Annotated in this window: 21 protein-coding genes; 20 read left to right on the top strand and 1 reads right to left on the bottom strand. The window is 34.5% G+C overall.

From position 1 onward, the window contains the following. The first annotated feature begins 11 nt into the window (after positions 1-11). Positions 12-1019, top strand: coding sequence for a DNA polymerase III subunit delta (holA, locus tag DFR80_RS06640; RefSeq protein WP_114489527.1), 1008 nt, complete (start codon positions 12-14; stop codon positions 1017-1019). A gap of 124 nt (positions 1020-1143) precedes the next feature. On the opposite strand, the gene rpsT is transcribed toward holA, so the two are convergent. After that, positions 1144-1404 carry a 30S ribosomal protein S20 gene (gene rpsT, locus DFR80_RS06635; RefSeq protein WP_076544558.1) on the bottom strand — a complete coding sequence of 87 codons (261 nt, stop codon included), beginning with the start codon at positions 1402-1404 and terminating at the stop codon, positions 1144-1146. A 259-nt stretch (positions 1405-1663) separates the two neighbouring features. On the opposite strand from rpsT, the gene lepA reads away from it, so the two are divergent. From lepA to DFR80_RS06540, 19 genes are all read left to right on the top strand, one after another. Then, positions 1664-3451, top strand: coding sequence for a translation elongation factor 4 (gene lepA / locus DFR80_RS06630; protein ID WP_114489526.1), 1788 nt, complete (start codon positions 1664-1666; stop codon positions 3449-3451). Beyond that, complete coding sequence (gene hemW / locus DFR80_RS06625; protein ID WP_114489525.1) at positions 3444-4670, top strand: radical SAM family heme chaperone HemW; 1227 nt, start codon at positions 3444-3446, stop codon at positions 4668-4670. Before lepA ends, hemW begins: the two co-directional genes overlap by 8 nt. 95 nt (positions 4671-4765) lie before the next feature. Next, a complete protein-coding gene (hrcA, locus tag DFR80_RS06620; RefSeq protein ID WP_233493754.1) occupies positions 4766-5815 on the top strand; it encodes a heat-inducible transcriptional repressor HrcA in 1050 nt (349 codons plus the stop codon). A gap of 5 nt (positions 5816-5820) precedes the next feature. Next, a complete protein-coding gene (gene grpE, locus DFR80_RS06615; protein ID WP_076544561.1) occupies positions 5821-6435 on the top strand; it encodes a nucleotide exchange factor GrpE in 615 nt (204 codons plus the stop codon). 89 nt (positions 6436-6524) lie between these two features. Further along, positions 6525-8405: a molecular chaperone DnaK gene (dnaK, locus tag DFR80_RS06610; RefSeq protein WP_114489524.1), complete on the top strand. Its 1881-nt coding sequence runs from the start codon at positions 6525-6527 to the stop codon at positions 8403-8405. 126 nt (positions 8406-8531) lie between these two features. Then, complete coding sequence (gene dnaJ, locus DFR80_RS06605) at positions 8532-9656, top strand: molecular chaperone DnaJ (protein WP_114489523.1); 1125 nt, start codon at positions 8532-8534, stop codon at positions 9654-9656. Between the two features lie 23 nt (positions 9657-9679). Further along, the gene (locus tag DFR80_RS06600) at positions 9680-10432 is read left to right on the top strand and encodes a 16S rRNA (uracil(1498)-N(3))-methyltransferase (RefSeq protein WP_114489522.1); all 753 of its coding nucleotides are present in this window, start codon (positions 9680-9682) and stop codon (positions 10430-10432) included. A gap of 3 nt (positions 10433-10435) precedes the next feature. Further along, a complete protein-coding gene (mtaB, locus tag DFR80_RS06595) occupies positions 10436-11746 on the top strand; it encodes a tRNA (N(6)-L-threonylcarbamoyladenosine(37)-C(2))-methylthiotransferase MtaB (RefSeq protein WP_114489521.1) in 1311 nt (436 codons plus the stop codon). 103 nt (positions 11747-11849) lie between these two features. Further along, positions 11850-12194 (top strand): histidine triad nucleotide-binding protein, encoded by a 345-nt coding sequence (locus tag DFR80_RS06590; protein WP_076544566.1) that lies wholly within the window; start codon positions 11850-11852, stop codon positions 12192-12194. A 77-nt stretch (positions 12195-12271) separates the two neighbouring features. Continuing rightward, positions 12272-12721, top strand: a complete 450-nt coding sequence (locus DFR80_RS06585) for a GatB/YqeY domain-containing protein (protein ID WP_076544567.1) — start codon at positions 12272-12274, stop codon at positions 12719-12721. Positions 12722-12788: 67 nt separating this feature from the next. Further along, positions 12789-14069, top strand: coding sequence for a nodulation protein NfeD (locus DFR80_RS06580; protein ID WP_076544568.1), 1281 nt, complete (start codon positions 12789-12791; stop codon positions 14067-14069). A gap of 3 nt (positions 14070-14072) precedes the next feature. After that, entirely contained in the window at positions 14073-15059 is a 987-nt protein-coding gene (floA, locus tag DFR80_RS06575; protein ID WP_076544569.1) for a flotillin-like protein FloA, read from the top strand. A 36-nt stretch (positions 15060-15095) separates the two neighbouring features. Next, positions 15096-15554 carry a hypothetical protein gene (locus DFR80_RS06570; protein ID WP_114489520.1) on the top strand — a complete coding sequence of 153 codons (459 nt, stop codon included), beginning with the start codon at positions 15096-15098 and terminating at the stop codon, positions 15552-15554. Positions 15555-15671: 117 nt separating this feature from the next. Further along, on the top strand, positions 15672-16631 hold the full coding sequence (locus tag DFR80_RS06565; RefSeq protein ID WP_114489519.1) for a PhoH family protein: 960 nt from the start codon (positions 15672-15674) through the stop codon (positions 16629-16631). Positions 16632-16642: 11 nt separating this feature from the next. Beyond that, positions 16643-18883 (top strand): HD family phosphohydrolase, encoded by a 2241-nt coding sequence (locus DFR80_RS06560; RefSeq protein WP_233493753.1) that lies wholly within the window; start codon positions 16643-16645, stop codon positions 18881-18883. Then, the gene (gene ybeY, locus DFR80_RS06555) at positions 18876-19307 is read left to right on the top strand and encodes an rRNA maturation RNase YbeY (protein WP_076544573.1); all 432 of its coding nucleotides are present in this window, start codon (positions 18876-18878) and stop codon (positions 19305-19307) included. The genes DFR80_RS06560 and ybeY overlap by 8 nt, the downstream gene beginning before the upstream one ends. Positions 19308-19316: 9 nt before the next feature. Next, positions 19317-20018: a diacylglycerol kinase gene (locus DFR80_RS06550; protein WP_076544574.1), complete on the top strand. Its 702-nt coding sequence runs from the start codon at positions 19317-19319 to the stop codon at positions 20016-20018. A 29-nt stretch (positions 20019-20047) separates the two neighbouring features. Then, positions 20048-21307 (top strand): hemolysin family protein, encoded by a 1260-nt coding sequence (locus DFR80_RS06545; RefSeq protein WP_076544575.1) that lies wholly within the window; start codon positions 20048-20050, stop codon positions 21305-21307. A gap of 16 nt (positions 21308-21323) precedes the next feature. Next, positions 21324-22418 carry a DUF3048 domain-containing protein gene (locus DFR80_RS06540; RefSeq protein WP_076544620.1) on the top strand — a complete coding sequence of 365 codons (1095 nt, stop codon included), beginning with the start codon at positions 21324-21326 and terminating at the stop codon, positions 22416-22418. The last annotated feature ends 95 nt before the right edge of the window (positions 22419-22513 follow it).

The following is a 22513-nucleotide window of genomic DNA, read 5'->3' as shown; positions in this document are numbered from 1 at the left end:
GTGTAATAAAAATGGATGTAGAAGGATTTATTAAGAGTGAAAAAAAAGCAAAGAGTTTATATTATATTTATGCAGAAAACTCATATTTAAGGAATAAATTTAAAGAGAAATTTATCGCAAAATTTGTGCCGGAGTTAATAAGGGATTTTAATCTTTCTTATGTTAATCCGGGAGAAGACTATTTAAAAAGACTTTCAAATGCTGTTCAGACTCCTCCGATGGGAGCAGAAAAAAGATTTGTTGTTTCTCATTTTGGTGACGATGAATCTTTAAACCAGAAAGAAAAGCAGAAGCTTCTGGATATTTTTAATAATTTAGATAAGAGTGTAAGTCTGCTATTTCTAACAGCAAATAAGGTGGATAAAAGAAAAAAGTTTTATCTTAATTTAAAAAAAATTGCTGTGTATCAGGAATTTGAAACTCCTCGTTATCGAGATTTGGATCAGTGGATTGTCAAGCGTTTTCACAACCATAATAAAAAAATTGATAGACAGAGTGTAAAAATGCTGGAAAATATGTTTAGTAACAAACTGGAAATTTTAAATAGTGAAATAGAAAAAATTATGACTCGCTATCCAGATAAGCAGAAGCTCTCATATTATGATCTTAAGGCTATAATCAGTAGAGAAAAATTTTTAGAAGATGAAGAAATTTTTAGTTTTTTAGATTTGATTGGTGATAAAAAAACTGATCAGGCTCTTTTGACTTTAAAAGAAATGTTAAATAAAGGAGTATATCCTCTGTATTTACTGACAATGCTCAAGAATCAAATTGAACTTTTGATGCAGGTTAAATTTTACAGTCAGTATACTCATGATAACCGAGAAATAGCCAGGAAAATAAATAAGCACCCCTATCCAGTAAAAAAAGCAATGCAGAGATGTAAAAACTTTACTCAAAAAGAACTTGAAAAAATTCTAGAAGAAATTTTACAGGCTAATTATCATTTTTTAACCGGTTACTACCCAGATCAGAATACCGCTTTAGAAATGATTATAATTAAATCAATTGCCTATTAAAAAAATCCAGCCTCAGCTTCAGACGAAGGGGCTGGATTTTTATATTTAAAAACAAAAACTCACCCAGCTGGATGAGTTTAATAATTTAAAAGATAGCTATCTTTTAAACAAATTCAATTTTAAATTACATATTATTATACATCTTTGTGAGGCGGGATTTTTTGCGGGCTGCATTGTTCTTATGAATAATATTTCTTGTTACAGCCTTATCGATGACCTTTTTAGTCTCTTTTAACTGTTCTGCAGCAGCTTCTTTGTCCCCTGCTTCAACTGCTTTTTCCATATCCTTAATCGCATTTTTTAATCTGTCCTTCCACTCGCGATTTTGAGCAGTTTTCTTTTCTGTGATTTTAACTCTTTTCTTAGCAGATTTAATAATAGGCATCTAACTTCACCCCCTCTTAAATGTAAGTATTTATACTCTCAGACTTAATTTGCAACATTTCAATTTTAACATGTTGTTCTTTAAAATGCAAGAGTTAAATTTAAAAAATCAGTCCCAGGTTAAAAGAGTTTAAAGATATCTATCTTAATTAAGGCAGCCTAAAAAGAGAATTGATTAATAGAGCCAAGTATAATATAATAAAATTGCTGTAAATATATTTTGGTTAGAGCAAAATGATTCAAAAAAGGAGGAAGTTTTTTTGCAGACTGAAAAAATAAGAAATTTTTGCATAATTGCTCATATTGATCACGGGAAATCAACTCTTGCTGATCGTATGTTAGAATATACAGGAACTATTACAGACCGTAAAATGCAGGAACAGGTTTTAGATAAAATGGATTTAGAAAGAGAAAGAGGGATAACAATTAAGGCTCAAGCAGTAACTATTGAGCATCAGGGGTTTGAGTTAAATTTAATTGATACTCCTGGCCATGTTGATTTTGCCTATGAGGTTTCTCGATCTCTGGCTGCCTGTGAGGGAGCTCTTTTAGTAATTGACGCTGCTCAGGGTGTGGAGGCACAGACTATGGCCAATATTTATCTGGCCTTAGAGCATGATTTAGAAATTATTCCGGTTATTAATAAAATTGATTTACCGTCCGCCAATCCTCAGCGAGTTAAAGAGCAGCTTTTAGACATAGGAATAGATCCGGATGAGGCGATTTTAGCCAGTGCTAAAGAGGGAACCAATATTGATCAGATTCTAGAAGCCATTATTGAGCGTGTTCCAGCACCTCACAACGGGGAAAACAAAGCTTTAAGAGCTCTGGTTTTCGATACTCTTTATGATTCCTACCAGGGAGTAATCGCTTATGTAAGAGTAATGGAGGGTTCGGTTAAAAAAGGGGATAAAATTTTATTAATGTCCAATCAAAAAAGTTATGAGGTTGATGAGGTTGGATTTTTTAGCCCGGCTATGCAGAAAAAAGACGAATTGAGTTCAGGTGAGGTCGGTTATATTATTTCAGGGATTAAAGATGTTCGAAACTGCAGGGTCGGAGATACAATTACTTTAAAAAATAATCCAGCTAAAAAAGCTCTTCCTGGTTATCAGAAAGTACAGCCGATGGTATTCAGCGGACTTTATCCGACTGACAATGCTGACTATGAAGTATTAAAAGAAGCTTTAGAAAAATTACAGTTAAATGATGCATCCTTTACTTTTGAGCCCGAAACCTCTGAGGCGCTTGGTTTTGGCTTTCGCTGTGGCTTTTTAGGGCTGCTGCATATGGAGGTTATACAGGAAAGACTGGAAAGAGAATATGATCTGGATCTTGTAATTACCGCTCCCAGTGTTGAATATCAGATTATCAAAAAGAATGGTGAGCAACTTAGAATAGAAAATCCGGCAGCTTTTCCCGAACAAAGCGAAATTGATAAAATTAAGGAACCTTTTGTAACTGCAGAGATTCATCTGCCGGAAGAATATGTTGGTCAGGCAATGGAGCTCTGTCAGGATAATCGGGGTGAATTTAAAGACATGCAGTATATAGATCAAGATCGAGTTACCTTAAAATATGAAATGCCTTTAAGTGAAATTATTACTGATTTTTTTAATCAGTTAAAATCAAAGACCAGGGGTTATGCAACCTTAGATTATGAGTTAGAAGGGTATAAAGAATCAAAGCTGGTCAAACTTGATATTCTGGTAAATAAAGAGGTTGTTGATGCTCTTTCTACAATTGTACATGACGAAAATTCATATCAACAGGGGAATGCTCTGGTAAGGAGATTAAAGGAAGTAATACCAAGACATATGTTTAAAGTTCCAATTCAGGCTGCTGTTGGTGGGAAAATTATTGCCAGAGTTAATATTCCTGCTATGCGTAAAAATGTTCTGCAGAAATGTTACGGTGGAGATGTCAGCCGTAAAAGAAAATTACTAGAAAAGCAGAAGGAAGGAAAAAAGAGAATGAAACAGGTTGGAAGTGTAGAAATTCCTCAGGAAGCATTTATGACAGTTTTAGAGAGGGATGAAAATGCCTGATTTAAGTTTTAAGCAAGCAAATGCTTTATATATTCATTTTCCGTTCTGCAGCAGTAAATGTCCTTACTGTGACTTTTATTCAGTTAAATATTCGAAAAAAAGGGTGGACCTTTACTGGTTCGCCCTTTTTATGGAATTGGAAGAATTATCTCAAAAAGTAGATAATAATTTACTGCAGACAATTTATTTTGGTGGTGGGACTCCTTCTCTGGTGCCTACATTTTATATTAAAGAAATGATCAAATTGATAAGAAAGAGATTTAGGGTCACTCCAACTGCAGAAATTACTGCAGAAGTAAACCCTGCTTCTATTAATGAAGAAAAAATAGTTGCTTTGAAAAGAGCCGGAATTAACAGATTAAGTGTAGGAATTCAGAGTTTTAATGATCATCATTTAAGCTTTTTGGGACGAGAAAGCAGTGGTGAAAAGAATAAAAAGATATTAAATTTAGTTAACAATTATTTCAATAATTATAGTGCTGATCTGATTTTTGCTTTGCCCAATCAGACTTTAAATGAGTTAAAAAAAGATTTGGAAACTTTGTTAAGTTTTAAACCTCCTCACATCTCTTTATATAACCTGGAAATACACGAAAACACACCATTTTATAAGCGTTATAATAGAGGTGAACTCAAATTACCGGCAGAAGAACTGGATGCAGAGATGTATGAGTTTGCTTTAGAACAACTAACTGCTGCTGATTATCAACACTATGAAATCTCAAATTTTGCTCAGAGAGCTTATAGAGCTCGTCATAATTATATTTACTGGTTATTTGAGCCTTATTTAGCACTAGGACCAGGGGCGGCTGCTTTTGATGGCAGTTGTAGATCAGAAAATATAGCTGATTTAAATCATTATCTTAAATATTATAATCCGGAAAAATTAAGTTTTAAAGAAATAATTGAAAATAATCAGCTTTTAGATTCGGTAAAAAAATTTAATCCTAATCCAGAAATTAAAATTAGAAATTTGAACTGCCTCAGTAAGAAAGAACAAATGGCTGAATATTCATTTCTGGCATTAAGAACCTCAGCAGGCATATTTTATCATCAATTTTATCGTAAATTTGATCTAGAGTTTAAATTAGTATATAAAGATGAGATTAAAGAATTAAAGTCAAGTAAATTAATTAAAGAGGGAAATGAACGTATTTATTTAACAGAGAAGGGAAAAGAATTGGCAAATGAAGTTTTTTTGAAATTTTTGCTGGACTAAATTGAATTATAATTTGACAAAAAAAAATCAATATGTTATTTTATTATTAGCTGTTAGCACTCTCCTTAATTGAGTGCTAAAAAAAGAGGTGAGAAATGATGGTTGAAGAATTAGATCCAAGGAAAAAACGAATACTGCAGGCCATCATTCAGGAACACATAATTTCTGCATCTCCGATTGGCTCAAGGACACTTGCAAAAAAATATAATCTGGATGTAAGTCCTGCAACTATCAGAAATGAAATGGCTGATCTAGAAGATTTAGGTTATTTAGAACAGCCTCATACTTCTGCTGGTCGAGTGCCTTCTGATAAGGGTTATCGTTATTATGTTGATCAGATTGTCAGCAGAGAAAAGAATGAGGCCCCTGGTGTAATCGAAAATATAGAAAATTTGTATCAGGATCTTCAGGATGTACAGGATATAATTTCTGGTATGGCAAAAATGCTTTCAAATATGACTCATTATACTGCTATGGTTAGTGAGCCTAAGAGTCAGGTGAGCCGTTTAAAAAAAGTTGAAATTATGCAGCTGGCAGATAATTCGCTGCTTTTAGTTCTGGTAACTGATGCTGGAATGGTTAATAATAAAATTATCAATCTGGATCAGAGTTTATCCACGGGTAAAATTTCCTATCTTAATAAATTTTTAAGTGAAAAGCTGGAAAATAAATTACTTGCTAATCTGGATACTAGATATTTAAAAGAAGTAGAAAAAGAACTAATGGCCAGGCTGGACCTGTCTGTTGGCCTGTTTAAACAGTTTTATAATGAGTTTGAAGGTGCATTTGAACCAGGTGGAGTTAAAGTTTATCTGGGGGGTACCTCCTATATTTTAGAACAGCCTGAATTTAATGATTTAGAAAAGGTAAAAAAAATGCTCAGACTGCTTGATCAGGAGGAAATGCTTAACAAAATCATTAACAGTATTTCTGGTTCTGATCTTGAAATTAAGATTGGCCAGGAAAATGAGGTTGAAGATATCAAAAACTGCTCACTGGTTGTAGCAACTTATTATATTTCAAATCGAGCAGTTGGAAAAATTGGAGTTATTGGTCCCACCCGAATGGAATATCCGCGTGTTATTTCATCGGTTGATGTTATATCAGATATTTTGGGTAAATTAATTTCTAAAGCTAGTGGGTGATAATTATGAACAGAGAAAAAGAAAATAATGAATTAAAAGAAGAAAACAAAGAACAGGATACTGAAGAAACTGTTCAGGCAGAAGAAAATGAAAAAAGCAAAACTGAAGAATTTGAAGAACTTGACGGGATCCAAATAGAACTTTCCCGGGAAGAATTAATTGAAGAAGTAAAAGAGAAGAATAAAAAAATTGAAGAAATGGATGCTGAAATAGATGATTTACTGAGCAGATTACAGCGCTTGCAGGCTGATTTTGTGAACTATCGCAAGAGAAGTCAGCGCGAAAAAGCTGAGATGTCTGCGCGTGGTAAAATCAAACTATGTGCAAGTCTGCTGCCTGTTATTGATAATTTTGAGCGGGCTTTAAAATCAGAAGAGAGTGAAAGTGATTTTTATAAAGGGGTCGAGATGATCTATAATCAGCTTTTAAAAACTTTTGCTGATCAGGGTATTGAAGAAATTTTAGCTAAAGGTGAAGAATTTAATCCTGAGTACCATGAAGCAATTATGAGAGTTGAAAGTGAAGAGTTTGAAGAAGGGACAGTTGTTGAGGTAGTTCAAAAAGGGTTCACCCTTGATGATAGAGTTATTAGACCGGCGATGGTTAAAGTAGCCGGATAAAATAAAGTTTTAACTTTTTAATAAATTTTGTTTTAATTTAAACTTTGTTTAAAAAATTTGGACAACAATTTTATAAGGAGGAATATAAAATGGGTAAAGTAATTGGTATTGACTTAGGAACAACTAATTCCTGTGTAGCAGTAATGGAAGGTGGAGAACCAACCGTTATTCCAAATAAGGAAGGTGCTCGAACTACTCCTTCTGTAGTAGCATATTCTAAAAAAGGGGAAAGAATTGTTGGTGAGCATGCTAAGCGTCAGGCGGTAACTAATCCTGATCAGACAGTAGCTTCCATCAAAAGACACATGGGATCTGATTATAAAGTAACACTGAATGAGGAAGAATATAATCCTCAGCAGATTTCTGCGATGATCTTACAGAAATTAAAAAGAGATGCTGAAGAGTATTTAGGTGAAGAAGTAGAAGAAGCTGTAATTACAGTTCCGGCTTATTTTAGTGATGCTCAACGCCAGGCAACAAAAGATGCCGGTAAAATTGCTGGCCTAAAAGTAGAAAGAATTATTAATGAGCCTACAGCGGCTTCCTTAGCTTATGGTCTTGATGACAAGGGAGAAGAAACTATCTTAGTTTATGACCTTGGTGGAGGTACCTTTGATGTTTCAATTCTTGATATCGGAGATGGAGTTTTCGAAGTTATTGCAACTAATGGTAATAACCATCTTGGTGGAGATGACTTTGATCAGAGAATTATTGATTATCTGGCAGAGGAATTTCAAAATAGAACTGGAATTGATTTAAAGAAAGATAAGATGGCATTACAGCGTTTAAAGGATGCTGCTGAGAAAGCAAAAATTGAACTTTCAAGTGTAAAACAGACCAATATTAATCTGCCATTTATTACTCAGACTGATGAAGGCCCTGAACATTTAGATATTGATTTAACAAGAGCTAAGTTTGAGAGTTTAATTAGTGATTTAGTTGAGCAGACAATGGAACCAGCTCGTAAAGCTTTAAAAGATGCTGGTATGGATAAATCTGATATAGATGAAGTTATCTTAGTTGGTGGATCTACCCGAATTCCTGCTGTTCAGGAAGCGGTTAAGGAATTAATCGGTAAAGATGCTCATAAAGGTATTAATCCTGATGAAGTTGTAGCTGTTGGTGCTGCAATTCAGGGTGGTATTTTAGCCGGTGATGTTGATGATGTAGTACTTCTTGATGTTACCCCTCTATCTTTAGGTATTGAAACATTGGGTGGGGTATTTACTAAATTAATCGACAGAAATACTACCATTCCTACTTCAAAGTCGAAGATTTTCTCTACAGCGACTGATAACCAGTCAAGTGTGGATATTCATGTTCTGCAGGGAGAAAGAAAGATGGCTAAAGATAATAAAACTCTGGGACGTTTCCAGTTAACAGATATTCCACCTGCACCACGCGGAGTGCCTCAGATTGAAGTAGAGTTTGATATTGACAAAAACGGTATTGTGCATGTAGCTGCTAAAGATAAGGGAACAGGTAATGAGCAGAAGATCACTATTAAGTCAACAAGTGGTTTATCTGACGAAGAAATTGACGAAATGGTAAAAGATGCTGAAGAACATGCTGAAGAAGATAAAAAACGAGTAGAAAAGATAGAAACTCGCAATGAAGCTGATGCTTTAGTCCATCAAACAGAAAAGACTTTAGATGAAGCAGGAGATAAAGTTGATTCTGCTATTAAGGAGAAGGTTGAGGCAGCTAAAGACGAGCTTAAAGATGTATTAGATAATGAAGATGCTGAAACTGAAGAGATCAAAGAAAAAATGGAAGCTTTAACTGATGAACTGACAGAATTAAGTTCTGAATTATACTCTCAAGCAGAGGGAGCTCAAGCTGGAGCAGGAGCTGCTGGTGCCGGTGCTCAAGCTGGTGCAGGCCAGGCAGGTCCACAGTCACAGTCCGAAGCTGACGATAATACAGTAGATGTAGACTTTGAAGAAGTAGAAGAAGACGAAGAAAAATAAATCAGATAGTTTAAAAACCCACAATAATTATTATTAGTGAGTAAGGGGAAAGATGTTTCAGTTTAGGGAGAGTAGGCCTCTCCCTATAACTGTTTTCTCTTTCTTTTTTAGAGAGGTGATTCTAAAATGGCAAAAAAAGATTATTACGAGCTGCTCGGTGTTGACCGGGATGCCGATCAAAAAGAAATTAAGCGAGCTTATCGTAAGCTGGCCAAAAAATATCATCCTGATATGAATCAGGATAAAGATACCTCAGATAAGTTTAAGGAAATTTCTGAGGCCTATGAAATCTTAAGTGATCCGGATAAAAGAGCACGTTATGATCAATACGGACATTCGGGAATTAATGATCAGGACTTTAATTTTGACGACTTTGCTCAGGGTGGTTTTGGTGGACTTGATGATCTATTTAACATGTTTGGTTTTGGCGGTGGTATGGGAGGTCGCAGACGTAATGGCCCTCGCCGCGGAGCTGATTTGCAGTACAGACTTGAAATCAAGTTTGAAGAAGCTGCTTTTGGTGGCAAAAAGGAAATTAGAATCCCCCGGGAGGAAGAGTGTGATCGCTGTAATGGCAGTGGTGCTGAACCGGGAACAGATGTGAAAACCTGTCCGGAATGTAATGGGCAGGGGCAGGTGCGCAGCAGTCAACAAACTCCTTTTGGTCAGTTTACTCAGAGTAGAGTCTGTCCCAAATGTGGTGGAGATGGTAAAATAGTTGAAGAAGCCTGTCATAAATGTAATGGCTCAGGTAAGGTGCGTAAACAGCGCAAATTAACTGTTAATATTCCAGCTGGTGTTGATACAGGAACCAGACTTAGAATGTCTGGAGAAGGACAGGCGGGAGAAAAAGGTGGGCCTGCAGGTGATTTATATATTGTAATCGATGTTCAGGACCACAAAATCTTTGATCGTAAAGGAGATGACCTTTACTGTGAGGTTCCAATAAGCTTTGTTCAGGCTTCCCTGGGTGATAAAATTAAAGTACCTACTTTAGAGGGAAAGGTTCAGTTTGATATTCCTGAGGGAACACAGCCGGGCACAACTTTTAGACTCAAAAACAAGGGTATTCAGCATCTTAATGGTTATGGTCGTGGTGATCAGTATATTAAGGTTAAAGTTATGATTCCAAAAGATTTAGATGCTAAACAGAAGGAATTGCTGGCCGAATTTGCAGAAATTAGTGGTGAAGAAATAAATCCGGAGCATAAAAGCTTCTTAAAAAAAATAAAAGATGCAATTAATATTTAAATTCCAATAATGGAGTGAAAAAAATGCATAGATTTTTTATAGATCAGAGTACTGAAATTGAAAGAAAAGTAATTATTTCTGGAAATGACTATAACCATCTAAAAAATTCCCTGCGCCTAAATATAGGTGACAGGGTTATTCTTTCTGATGGTAATGGTTTTGATATGAAAGCAGAAATAATTAATTTTAATGATGATGGGGCAGAACTTGAGGTTTTAACTAAAGAAAAATCAAAAGTTGAAACCGAAATTAAGGTCTGGCTGGCTCAGGGCTTACCCAAAAAGAGCAAAATGGATTTAATAGTCGAAAAAGCAACAGAAATTGGTTTTGCCGGTTTAATCCCTTTAGAAAGCAAAAGAACTATAGTAAAATATAATCATAAGAAAAAAGATAAAAAACAGAGCCGCTGGCAGCGAGTTGTTGAAGCAGCAGCAAAACAGTCAGGAAGATCTGTGATTCCAGAAATCAAAGATTTTTGTAGTTCGGATAATCTTAAAGACTTAAAGAAAAAATTTGATTATGTTTTAGTTTTATGGGAAGATGAAAACAGTTATTCTATTAAAAAATTTTTTAAAGATAATAATGTTAAGCGGGATGCCAATATTTTGCTGATTATTGGTCCTGAGGGAGGTTTTTCTGAGTCAGAAGTTGAGAAATTCAAAACTGAACTGGAAGCAGAAATTATCAGCCTGGGTCCAAGAATTTTAAGAACAGAAACTGCAGGTATTGCTGCTTTAACAGCAATTTTATATGAGAAAGGTGAACTTGGTGATTAAAAAATGATTAAAAAAGCAGCTTTTTATACCTTAGGTTGTAAAGTGAATCAGTATGAAACAGAAGCTGTAATAGATATATTTTTAGACAGCGGTTATCAGATTGTAGATTTTTCAGAAGAAGCAGATGTTTATATAGTTAACAGTTGTACGGTAACCAATGAGGCCGCTCGTAAAACAAGACAGATCGCTCGTCGGGCTAAAAGGCGCTCTCCTGGTAGTTTAGTAGCGATTGTTGGCTGCTATACTCAGGCGTTTCCAGATGAGGTCAGCGAAATAGAAGAGATTGATCTGGTGATGGGCAGTAATAACAAAGCAAAAATTTTGGATAAAACTGAAGAAATGCTGGCCGGTAGAGATGTTGATACTAAAGTTAAAGAATATAAGCAGCTCAGAGATTATGAAGATTTAAACTTAAAACGTCTTTCTAATACTACCAGAGCCAATGTTAAGATTGAAGATGGCTGTAATCAATTTTGCAGTTATTGTATAATCCCCTATGCTAGAGGTCCAGTCCGCAGTCGAAAAAAAGAAGATATTGTAGCAGAAGTTAAAAAATTAACTGAGCAAGGAGTAAAAGAAATCATTTTAACCGGTACTCACCTGGGGGCTTATGGTAGTGAAAAAGGGAATTCTCAGGCTTTAACCGAATTAATGCAGATTTTGACTGAAATCGATGAACTTCAAAGGGTACGGTTAAGTTCAATTGAAGGTACAGAGATTGATAGCGGAATGATGGACTTGATTTCTAAAGAAGATATTTTCTGTCCTCATTTACATTTACCCCTGCAGAGTGGCAGTGACAAAATTTTAAAGGCTATGAAGAGACCTTATTCAGTTAAAGAATTTAAGGAAACTGTAGCTGAACTCAGGAAACGCATTCCTAATCTAGCAATAACTACAGATGTGATTGTTGGATTCCCCGGGGAAACTGAGACAACTTTTAAAGAAACTTTAGATCTAGTAAAAGAGATCGGATTTGCTAAAGTCCATGTTTTTCCTTATTCAGCTAGAGAAGGTACACCTGCAGCGGAGATGGAGCAGTTAAATGGAAATCTTGTAACAGAATACAGTAAAGAGTTGAGAGTTGTTAATGAGGCTTTAATGCTTGATTATCAAAAAAAATTCCTGGGAGAAAAAAAAGAAGTTTTAATTGAAGAGGTCAGAGATCATCAAACCAATTTACTAACTGGTTATACTGATAATTATCTAAAAGTTTTAGTTGATGGACCTGATAAACTTAAAAATGAACTTGTTGAAGTGAAACTGGCAGAAACTTTTGATTCTTATCATATTTTGGGAAAAATAATAGATTAGCAGGAATATTCTTCTTTTAAGAGAATATAGTTAATAGTCAGGGTTTTGATAAGATTATTGGCTAAAGTTTATTGTTTAAGTGAAGATTAAAGGAGGGGTTGTTTTGACAGACTGTTTATTTTGTAAAATTTCTGCAGGTAAAATGGATACTGATTTTGTTTATGAAGATGATAAATTGGTAGTTTTTGAAGATATTAATCCTCAGGCACCTGTTCACTTATTAATTGTTCCTAAAAAGCATATTGCTGATTTAAATAATTTAGAAGAAAGTGAAAACGAGTTAATTGGTCATGTATATCAGGTAGCTAAAAAAATGGCAGCTGAAAAAGGGATAGCTGATTCAGGTTATAGACTTGTAAGTAACTGTGGTGATGATGGTGGTCAGACCGTTTTTCATATTCATTTTCATCTGTTAGGTGGACGTACTCTGCAGTGGCCTCCTGGTTAAAGAAGATAATGTTAGGAAATACTGGTTTATAATAAGTTATCAAATACGTTTTATGTAATAAGATTGGAGATGTTAAAATGAGTGAATTAAAAGAACAATTATTAGAAGATATGAAAAAGGCAATGAAGAAAAAAGATAAAGCCAGACTTTCAGTTATTAGAATGACTCGTTCTGAGATTAAAAATAAAGAAATTGAAACAGGCGAAGAATTAGATGACCAGGGTGTAACTGCTGTGATTGCAAAGCAGGTAAAGCAGATTAAAGATTCTCTTTCTGATTTTGAAAAATCGGGAAAAGAAGATGTTATAAAAAAATTACATCAGGAAATTGAAATACTGCAGGAATATTTGCCTGAGCAGATGTCAGAAGAGGAAATTGATCAACTTGTAGAAGAAGTTATTGCAGAAACTGGTGCTGAAAACATGTCTGATATGGGAAAAGTTATGGGAGCCATTATGCCCAGGATTAAGGGAAAAGCTGACGGCTCTCTGGTTAGTGCAAAAGTAAAAGAAAAATTAAGCAGCTAATTAAAAAGTTGAATTTTTTATAGAGGGGTAATTCCCCTCTTTATCCCTCTTTAAGGGAGGTCAGCAGATGAAAAGAAAAATTATATTTTTTTTAATCTTATTGTTGATTTTTAGTTTCTATACGATTGCAGTCGAAGCGGAAGTAATCCACCTAAAAATTGATGGTGAAATTAATAATGCCGAATATGCTTTTATTAATAAAAATTTGACTGCGGCTGAAAAAGAGAGGGCAGAATTTATAATTATAGAAATCAATTCTCTTGGTGGCTATGTGGACCCTGCCCTTAAAATTAGAGATCGAATTTTAGAATCGGATAGAGAAGTAGTTACCTTTGTCAGTGGAAGAGCCTGGTCTGCTGCTGCCCTGATTGCTCTTGCGGGTGAGGAAATGTTTATTTCTCCTTCTGCAAGTATTGGAGCTGCCGAAACAAGGCCTAAAGAAGAAAAGTATATTTCTGCTTTAAGGAAAGAATTTGCAGCTACAGCAGAAAGAAGAAATAAAAATCCTCAAATTGCTGAAGCAATGGTTGATTCTTCAATTGAAATTAATGATTTGATAGAAAAAGATAAACTTTTAACTCTAACGGCAGCTGAAGCCCTTAAATATCAGATTGCAGATTTTAGTGCTTCTACTTTGGCTGATGTTGCAGTGATTAAGAAAGTTAATTTAAGTGATATTAAAACTGTCGAAAAGACTACTCTGGAAGTTATTATGGGTATTATCAGCGGCCCGTATATCAGTTCACTGGTTTTAATTATTGCTTTTTCTGCTTTGATTTTTGAGGCTCTGACTCCTGGTTTTGCTCTTGGAGGTACTATAGGGATACTTGCTTTATTAGTCTTTTTTGCGAGCCATATTTTTACTGGATCAATAGGAACCGGGATTGTAATCTTATTTATCATTGGAATCATATTGATTTTGGCAGAAATTTTTATTATTCCTGGCTTTGGAATTGCTGGTATAACTGGAATTGCAGCAGTTATAGTTAGTTTGTTTTTTATTTTTCCCAATACGACAATTGCAATTAATGTTTTATTGGCAGTGATTTTAGTTACTCTGGTAATAGCAGTTTTAATGTTTAAAAAGTTTGGTAGTAGCCGTTTTTGGAAGCGAATTTCTTTAGAAAGTAATTCTGAAAACTATTATTCTTCAAGTTCAAAAACAGATTATTTGAATCAGGAAGCTAAAACACTTTCTAAGTTACGTCCTGCTGGTACAATAGTGATTGCTGGGAAAAGAGTTGATGCTGTCAGTGAAGGAGCTTTTATAGAAAAAGGTAAAAAAGTAAAGGTGATTTCTGTTTCTGGTTCAAGAGTTGTTGTCAGGGAAATATCAGAGGGGGAATAAATAATGGAGATTTTTTCAATTTTAATTTTAGTTGCTTTAATATTATTTTTTGTTTTATTTTTTTATTTTATACCGATTGGTTTGTGGATTTCAGCAACTGCTGCTGGAGTTAAGGTTGGCTTTTTTAATTTAATTGGGATGCGCTTAAGAAGGGTTGTTCCTTCTTCAATTGTTGGCCCGATGATTAAGTCTCATAAGGCGGGCAAAGGGTTAAGTAGTGATCAGCTAGAAGCGCACTATCTGGCCGGAGGTAATGTGGATCGGGTGGTTGATGCTTTGATTGCTGCTCAGAGAGCGGAGATTGATCTTACTTTTGAAAGAGCTGCAGCAATTGATTTAGCAGGAAGAGATGTTTTAGAAGCTGTAAAGATGAGTGTTAATCCAAAGGTTATTCAGACACCAGTTGTTACAGCTGTGGCAATGGATGGAATACAGGTGATGGCCACGGCAAGGGTAACAGTAAGAGCAAATATCGATCGTCTTGTAGGTGGAGCTGGTGAAGAAACTGTTCTGGCAAGAGTTGGAGAGGGGATTGTTACTACAGTAGGTTCTGCAGAATCACATAAAAAAGTACTTGAAAACCCTGATTCGATATCTAAGACTGTTTTAGATAAAGGACTTGATTCGGGAACTGCTTTTGAGATTTTATCTATTGATATTGCTGATGTTGATGTTGGTAAGAATATTGGTGCTCAGCTGCAAACTGATCAGGCGGAAGCTGATAAGGAAATAGCTCAGGCAAAAGCCGAAGAGCGAAGAGCGATGGCTGTAGCTGAAGAACAGGAGATGAAAGCTAGAGTTCAGGAAATGAGAGCTAAGGTTGTAGAGGCAGAGGCAGAAGTACCGCTGGCAATGTCCGAAGCACTTAAAAAAGGTAATATGGGAGTAATGGACTATATGAAAATGAAAAATGTAGAGTCTGATACAAAAATGAGAACAAGTATTTCCGAAGCCTCGGAAAATGAAAATGAAAATCAGAATGGTAACTAATTTTTAAAATGTCGTCAATGCTGGAGGTGAAGAAACTTGGGAGATCTTATTTTTGTGCTTCCTTCATTAATAATATTCTTTTTTATTATCTTTCAGATTTTTTCTTTATTTAAAAAAGTCTTTGGTTTTATTAGTAAAAACTTTGATCTGACAATTAAAAATGCTGATCAGGAAACAAAAAAAAGCAGCAGTCAGGTTGAGCAAGGCTATGATCAGGATCAAGTAAAGACTAGAATTGCAGAGGCTGAAAAGCAATCATTAGCTGAGAATAAAGAAAAGATTATGAGAAAGTCAAAAACTGATTTAAAGCAGAATAATTCTCATAAAAAATCAAGTCAGACAGGTGCAAAAGAGCAGATGCAGATGCATAAGAAAAAAAGATTTAAGAAAAAAAACAGCTCTCTGGGTGAAATATTTGCCCGGTATAATGAGGTAGAAAAAGCTGTGATTTATAATGAAATTTTATCTAAACCAAAAGCTTTAAAGAGAGATTAATTCTAAATCTTCTTCAAAACTGTGGCCTCCCTCCGGCTGCAGTTTTTTCGCTAAATTTGTTTAAAGAAATAAATATGATATAATAAATAAGTAAAAGTATTAAGGAGGAGTTATAATTTGAGTCAAAAAGAAAAAATAATTGAAATAAATGATTATCAACTTGCACAGAATTTTTTCGGCCATAATGATCGGAATTTAAAACTTTTAGAGGAGATATTATCTTTAAAATTGAATGGCAGAGGTAATCAAATTAAAATAAAGAATAATGGTAAACTTAAAGAATCAGAAAAAATAATAAAAAAATTAATTTCCTTGACAGAAAAAAATGAAGAACTTTCACCAAGGAAGCTTAAATATGCAGCTGAACTTTTAAAAAGAAATCCGGCTGTAGATTTAAATAGAATTTATGATGAAGTTATACTTGAAAATTATAAAGGTAGAAAAATTAAGGCTAAAACTGTAGGTCAGAAACTGTATTTAGAATCAATTAAAAACAGAGATATTGTCTTTGCTATTGGTCCTGCTGGTACAGGGAAAACTTATCTGGCAATGGTCATGGCGGTTAAAAGTCTTTTAAACAATGAAATAAATAGAATTGTATTAACCAGACCTGCAATTGAAGCCGGCGAAAATTTGGGTTTTTTACCTGGGGATATGCAGGAAAAAGTTGATCCCTATTTAAGACCATTGTATGATGCCCTTTATGATATTCTGGGACCGGAAAAAGCTAAATTGTATCAGGAAAAAGATATTATAGAGGTGGCTCCTCTTGCCTATATGAGAGGAAGAACTCTTGATGATTCTTTTGTGATTTTGGATGAAGCTCAGAATACAACTTTAGAACAAATGAAAATGTTTTTAACTAGAATTGGATTTAACTCTAAAGCTGTAATTACAGGTGATATAACCCAGATTGATCTTCCAAGTAAAAAGCGTTCGGGTCTGGCTACTGTTCAGAAAATACTAAAGAATATTAAAGGTATCGATTTTGTTTATTTAAGCAGGCACGATGTAGTCAGACATGATCTGGTTAAAGAAATCATAAAAGCATATGAAAGTTATGAAAGTGGGAACTAAAAATGAAATTTATGAAAAAATTAAGAGTCAGACTCCGCAATTGGAGAAAAGAATATCTTGATTTTTCCACAAATACCTATAAAATCATCTGGGCAGTGATCTTTTTTGTTCTGGTTGTTCTGATTTTGAGTCTGGACTTGATTCCTAATCAGGTTGATCTAAGATCTGGACAGGTAAGCCAGAGTGATATTACAGCGCCCAGAACTATTACTTTTATTGATAGAAATAGGACTTCAGAGCTGAGACAGCGGGCAGCAGATGCTGCACCTCGAGTATATGAAGAAGACAGCACTGTAGAAGAAGATGTATTAAAAAAAGTAAATAACTTATTTAAGGCTATCAATGACAAAAGAGAGTTTTTTTACTATAATAAAATTACTATTAATGAAGCAAGTACTGCTCAAAATAGTAATGCTGATAGTGAACAGACTGCAGTTGACAAAGAAAATAATCTCACAGCAGCTGAAATCGAAAAATTTAGTCAGGAAGAAATTACTGAAATTGCTGATTTGGTCAGGGGAGAAATTGATTATGATCTTAGTCGCGAAAGTCTAGCAGTTTTAATAACTCTTAATAATGAAAAATTATTGGGAATTAAAAATAGAGCTCTTGATCTTTTAGAGACTAAACTAGAAGGCAGAATTTTACCATCTGATCTTGCTTCAGCCAGGGAAGAACTCCGACAGAGTGCAATGGAAATGGACATTTCCAGAAGAGAACGACTTGCTCTCGCTGAAGTTACAGAATCAGTTATTGCTGCAAATATGTTTTTGAATCAGGAGGCGACTGCCAGCAGAAGGCAGGAAGCAATATCTGAAGTCGAAGCTGTAGAAAAAACAGTGAGACAGGGTGAAATCATTGTTCGTAAGGGTGATGTAGTTACTGAATCTGACATTGATATTTTAGAAAGACTGGGTTTACAAAAAGGTGGAATTAATTATTATAATATAACAGGTAGAATTATTATTAGTTTTATTCTAGTTTTATTGCTTGGCTTTTATTTTTATAAATATCAGAAAAAAGTCTGGCAGGATAACAGTAAGCTTTTATTAATTGAACTGTTAATTTTAATTGTAGTTTTCTTTGCTAAAATAATGACTCTGTTTCAGAACCCATTTGTTGATTTTATGGTTCCTACAGCAATGGCGTCTATACTGCTGACAGTTCTGATTAGTAGTGATACGGCTTTAATTACAACTCTATTTATTAGTTTATTAGTTGCTCCGGTTTATGATATGAATTTTAATATAGTTCTTACTTCCTTTCTGGCCGGTTTAATTGGTATTTTTAGTGTTACTAAAGTTAAAGAAAGAGGAGATATTATAAGAGCCGGTTTAAATGTTAGTTTTATTCTGGTATTTTTAATTGGAGGACTTTCACTGCTGCAGCAGAATCAGGACTGGACATATCTGATCTGGTCAATTGGGGGTGGAATTGTCAATGGTCTTTTAGTTGGGGTGCTTGCAAATGGTTTACTGCCTTATCTTGAAGATTTATTTGATATGACAAGTTCTGTAAAATTACTGGAATTATCTAATCCCAGTCAGCCAATTTTAAAAAGAATGCTGGTCGAAGCACCTGGCACTTATCACCATAGTGTAATAGTGGGTAATTTGGCGGAAACAGCTGCTGAGGATGTGGGAGCAGACTCATTATTAGCCCGAGCTGCTGCTTATTATCATGATATTGGTAAACTAAAAAGGCCCTACTTTTTTTCGGACAATCAATTTGGGGGAGAAAATCCTCATGATAAAACTTCTCCTAATCTTAGTGCACTTATAATTAAGTCCCATGTTAAAGATGGTGTAGAAATGGCTGAAGAAAATGGACTCCCTGCTAAAATAATTGATATAATTAAACAGCATCATGGAACAAATTTAATTTCTTATTTTTATCAGCAGGCTTTACAGGACAATAAACATGATGATATTGAAAAGAAAGATTTTCGCTATGATGGTCCTAAACCTCAGAGTAAGGAAGCAGCAATAATTATGCTGGCAGATATTACAGAAGCGGCAATTAGATCTAAAAACTTTAATAAAAACAATCATGATCGAATTGAAGGTTTTGTACGAGGTCTTGTCAAGGATAAATTAATAGAAAATCAGCTTGATCAATCTAATCTAACCCTCAGTGATTTAGATACAATTGTAAAAAGCTTTGTTAAGGTACTAACCGGTATTTATCACCAGCGTGTGGAGTATCCAGAGAAACTTTTGAAAGAAATGAAGGGTGGTAATAATAGTGATTAATGTAGAATTTAATGATCAACAGGATGAAATTGAAATCAGCCAGGAGATGCTAAAACTTTTAGAAGAAGTTATTATAACGGCTGCTGAACTAGAAGGTTACAGTGGTGGTGAAGTAAGTATTGCATTTGTGAGTAACCAGCAAATTAAGGATTTAAATAATGACTATAGAGATAAAAATGAAGTTACTGATGTACTTTCTTTTCCAATAGATGATGAGATGTTGGGAGATATAATAATTTCAGCAAATAGAGCTCTTGAGCAGGCGGATGAGTATGGTCACTCTTTGAAAAGAGAGCTTGCTTATTTAACTGTTCATGGGATGCTGCATCTTTTTGGTTATGATCATCATAGTAAAGAAGAGAAAAAAGAAATGCGCCAAAAAGAAGAGAGAGTTTTAACTCAGCTGGGTATTAGCAGAGATTAGGTGTAATAAATGTGGATTTTAAAAACTATAGATAGTTTTAATCATGCAATCGCAGGTTTTATTCATGCCATAAGGACTCAGCGTAATATGCAGATTCATCTAACAGCTGCAATTTTAGTACTGGCTTTTAGTCTTTTCTTTGATTTGAGCAGAATAGAGCTGGGGCTTGTAATAATTGCTATTTCTTTTGTTATTTTTGCTGAGTTAATAAATACAGCTGTAGAAGTTATTATTGATATCATAAGTCAGGAGTATAGTTTTAAAGCCCGGATTGCAAAAAATATAGGTGCTGCTTCTGTTGTTATTGCGGCTGGAAATGCTTTGTTTATTGCTTACCTTGTTTTTTTTAATAAAGCCCAGGAATTATCATTAAATCTTATTTTTAATATTCGCCATGAACCACTGCATTTAATTTTTATTAACCTATCATTAATATTTATCCTGGTTATTATTATTAAATCAATTTTCAGTAGTGGCACCCCACTTAAAGGAGGAATTATCAGTGGGCATACAGCTCTGGCGGCTTCTTCAGTATTAATTATCTGGTTTCTGACCAAAAGTTTAATTGCTCTTTCTTTAGCTTCTGTTCTGGCTTTTTTAACAGCACAGAGTCGTCTGGAGGCTGGTACACATTCCTTTAAGGAGATTTTGTTGGGGGCAATACTTGGTATTATAATTACATTTATAGTCTTTTATTATTTTAGTATATAATAATTTTGGTGACTGTGGAGGAATTAATAATGTATTTAGAATTAGGATCGTTATTTATATTAATATTTTTATCTGCCTTTTTTTCAGGTTCTGAGACAGCATTTATGTCTGTCAATAGAATTAAAATTAAGGAAAAAGTTCAACGAGGAGATGAACATGCAGCAAAAGTAGATAAATTATTGCAGGATCAGACTAAATTATTAACAACTATTTTGATCGGTAATAATCTTGTTAATATTGCTGCTTCCTCCATAGCGACAGCACTTTCTATTGAATTATTTGGGAGTAAAGGTGTTGGGATTGCAACGGGTGTAGTAACTTTATTAATCCTAGTTTTTGGAGAAATCACTCCTAAATCTATGGGTAATAATAGATCTATTGATTACGCCAAAGTTGCTGCAGCTCCTCTTTATTATCTTGAAATCATCTTATCACCTTTTATCTATCTTTTTACTAAAATAGTTAATCTTTTTGTTAAAGATAAAAGCTTAATTTCTTCTGCTTTTTTAAGTGAAGAAGAAATCAGACGTTTTGTTGATGTAAGTCAGAGAGAAGGTGTAATCAAAGAAACGGAACAGGAGATGATTCAGAGTGTTTTCGATTTTGATGATACTCTGGTAAAAGAAATTATGATTCCACGAATTGATATGGTCTGTATAGAAAAAAATGCTAATTTAACAGAATTAATAAAAATGGGTGTTGAAAAAGGACATTCCAGAATTCCAGTCTTCGAAGAATCTATTGACAACATTGTAGGTCTAATTTATATTAAAGACCTGCTGGAATTGCTGCTGGAGCCAAAGAAAGATGTAGATATTAAGGAGTTTGTTAAACCAATATATTTTATTCCAGAAGGGAAACCAATTAACCAATTATTATCAGAAATGAAAGACAGAAAAGAACATATGGCAATTGTAGTGGACGAATATGGAGGTACATCCGGTTTAATTACTATTGAAGATTTACTAGAAGAGATTGTTGGTGATATTCAGGATGAATTTGATTTAGAAAAAAGTTATATTGAAGTGATTGATGACAATAAATTACTGCTTGATGGCAGAGTTGATATTGAAGAATTAAATAATTATTTAAAAGAGCCTCTGGCTGAAAGTGATGACTACGAAACAGTAAGTGGTTTGGTTTTATATTATTTAAATCGACTGCCTGTACAGGGAGAAAAACTGGAACTGGAAGATGTAACATTTGTTATTGAAAGTATTATCGATAATAGAATTAGAAAAATTAAATTAATAAGTGAAAAGGAATTAAAAATTGAAGATGATGAATAATTTTTGGGGTGAGAAGATGAAGTCGAAGTTATATATTTTACTAATTTTGCTGCTGTCAGCACTGCTTTTATTTACAGCTTGTAGTTCAGAGAAAGTACAACAACCACAGCAGACAGAAGATGATATTAAACAGCAGGGGAATTTAAGTCAGGATGACCTGAAAGAGGAAATCCAAAATATTGAAAAAGAATATGAAGCTCAGACCCCGGAAGAAAAACAGATAACAGAGAATGATTATAATGCTGTTTCGCCTTTTACAGGGCTTCCGATTACTAAAAATTACTATAAAAGAGCTGTAGCTGTCTCAATTGAAAACTCGCCAGCTGCCCGCCCCCAGAGTGGGTTAAATGAAGCTAAATTAGTTTATGAGTTCATGCTTGAGGGAGGGATTACTAGATTTCTGGCGATTTTCTGGCCGGAGGTACCAGAAAAAATTGGTCCGATTAGAAGTGCCAGACCAGCGCTGGTTAAAACAGCTCAATCATATGATGCCGTATTTTTACATGCTGGAGCCAGTCCTGATGGATTTGCCATCCTGGCAGTTAACGATATTCTACATCTGGATCAGTTATATAAAAGCCAGTATTTCTGGCGAAGCAGTAAAAGAAGTGCTCCACATAATTTATACTCAGGTGAAGAACCCCTGAAAAACTATTTGGACAATCTGGCTGAGAAAGAATACCCAGAACAGTTTAATTTTTTAACAGCCTCTGTAGTTAGTGATTTTGAGGAGGCAGAAAATATAAGTATTGATTACTGGGGACCTTATAAGGTTCTTTATGAATATAACAGTCTGGAAAATAATTATTTAAGATTTTTAAATAGCAGAGATAATCCGCATCTTGTAGAAAATGGTGATCAGTTAAAAGCCAAAAATATTATAGTTCAGTATGTTAAGACATCTACTAAAGACCGGGAAGGACGTCAGGATATTGATTTAAAATCTGGCGGCAAAATGAAATTGTTTAGAGACGGGCTTGTAATTAAAGGCAGCTGGGAAAATAATGATAATCAAATAACATATTTTAATACTGCTGGTGAAGAAATTGAGCTCAACAGAGGACAGACCTGGATTCAGGTAGTCCCAAATAGTACTGAGGTTACTTATTAGCTCAACTTTCGGCGTTAGAAATCATTAATGATTTCTTGATATAACCAGGAAGAAGCTCAAAAAAGTAGTCTAATAGGTCATTTATCTTTTCTTCA

It is taken from the genome of Halanaerobium sp. ST460_2HS_T2 (assembly GCF_003337665.1).
Classification (GTDB): Bacteria; Bacillota; Halanaerobiia; order Halanaerobiales; family Halanaerobiaceae; genus Halanaerobium; species Halanaerobium kushneri.
The sequence above is the reverse complement of the archived record's forward strand: the minus strand, read 5'-3'. Positions and strand labels throughout refer to the sequence as shown.

Coding starts and splice junctions, on each gene's coding strand:
- mtaB (WP_114489521.1), top strand. CDS start 10,436: ATGATTAAAAAAGCAGCTTTTTATACCTTAGGTTGTAAAGTGAATCAG.
- dnaK (WP_114489524.1), top strand. CDS start 6,525: ATGGGTAAAGTAATTGGTATTGACTTAGGAACAACTAATTCCTGTGTA.
- rpsT (WP_076544558.1), bottom strand. CDS start 1,404: ATGCCTATTATTAAATCTGCTAAGAAAAGAGTTAAAATCACAGAAAAG.
- hrcA (WP_233493754.1), top strand. CDS start 4,766: ATGATGGTTGAAGAATTAGATCCAAGGAAAAAACGAATACTGCAGGCC.
- DFR80_RS06540 (WP_076544620.1), top strand. CDS start 21,324: ATGAAGTCGAAGTTATATATTTTACTAATTTTGCTGCTGTCAGCACTG.
- holA (WP_114489527.1), top strand. CDS start 12: ATGGATGTAGAAGGATTTATTAAGAGTGAAAAAAAAGCAAAGAGTTTA.
- grpE (WP_076544561.1), top strand. CDS start 5,821: ATGAACAGAGAAAAAGAAAATAATGAATTAAAAGAAGAAAACAAAGAA.
- DFR80_RS06585 (WP_076544567.1), top strand. CDS start 12,272: ATGAGTGAATTAAAAGAACAATTATTAGAAGATATGAAAAAGGCAATG.
- DFR80_RS06560 (WP_233493753.1), top strand. CDS start 16,643: ATGAAAAAATTAAGAGTCAGACTCCGCAATTGGAGAAAAGAATATCTT.
- floA (WP_076544569.1), top strand. CDS start 14,073: ATGGAGATTTTTTCAATTTTAATTTTAGTTGCTTTAATATTATTTTTT.
- DFR80_RS06550 (WP_076544574.1), top strand. CDS start 19,317: ATGTGGATTTTAAAAACTATAGATAGTTTTAATCATGCAATCGCAGGT.
- DFR80_RS06600 (WP_114489522.1), top strand. CDS start 9,680: ATGCATAGATTTTTTATAGATCAGAGTACTGAAATTGAAAGAAAAGTA.
- dnaJ (WP_114489523.1), top strand. CDS start 8,532: ATGGCAAAAAAAGATTATTACGAGCTGCTCGGTGTTGACCGGGATGCC.
- DFR80_RS06545 (WP_076544575.1), top strand. CDS start 20,048: ATGTATTTAGAATTAGGATCGTTATTTATATTAATATTTTTATCTGCC.
- DFR80_RS06580 (WP_076544568.1), top strand. CDS start 12,789: ATGAAAAGAAAAATTATATTTTTTTTAATCTTATTGTTGATTTTTAGT.
- hemW (WP_114489525.1), top strand. CDS start 3,444: ATGCCTGATTTAAGTTTTAAGCAAGCAAATGCTTTATATATTCATTTT.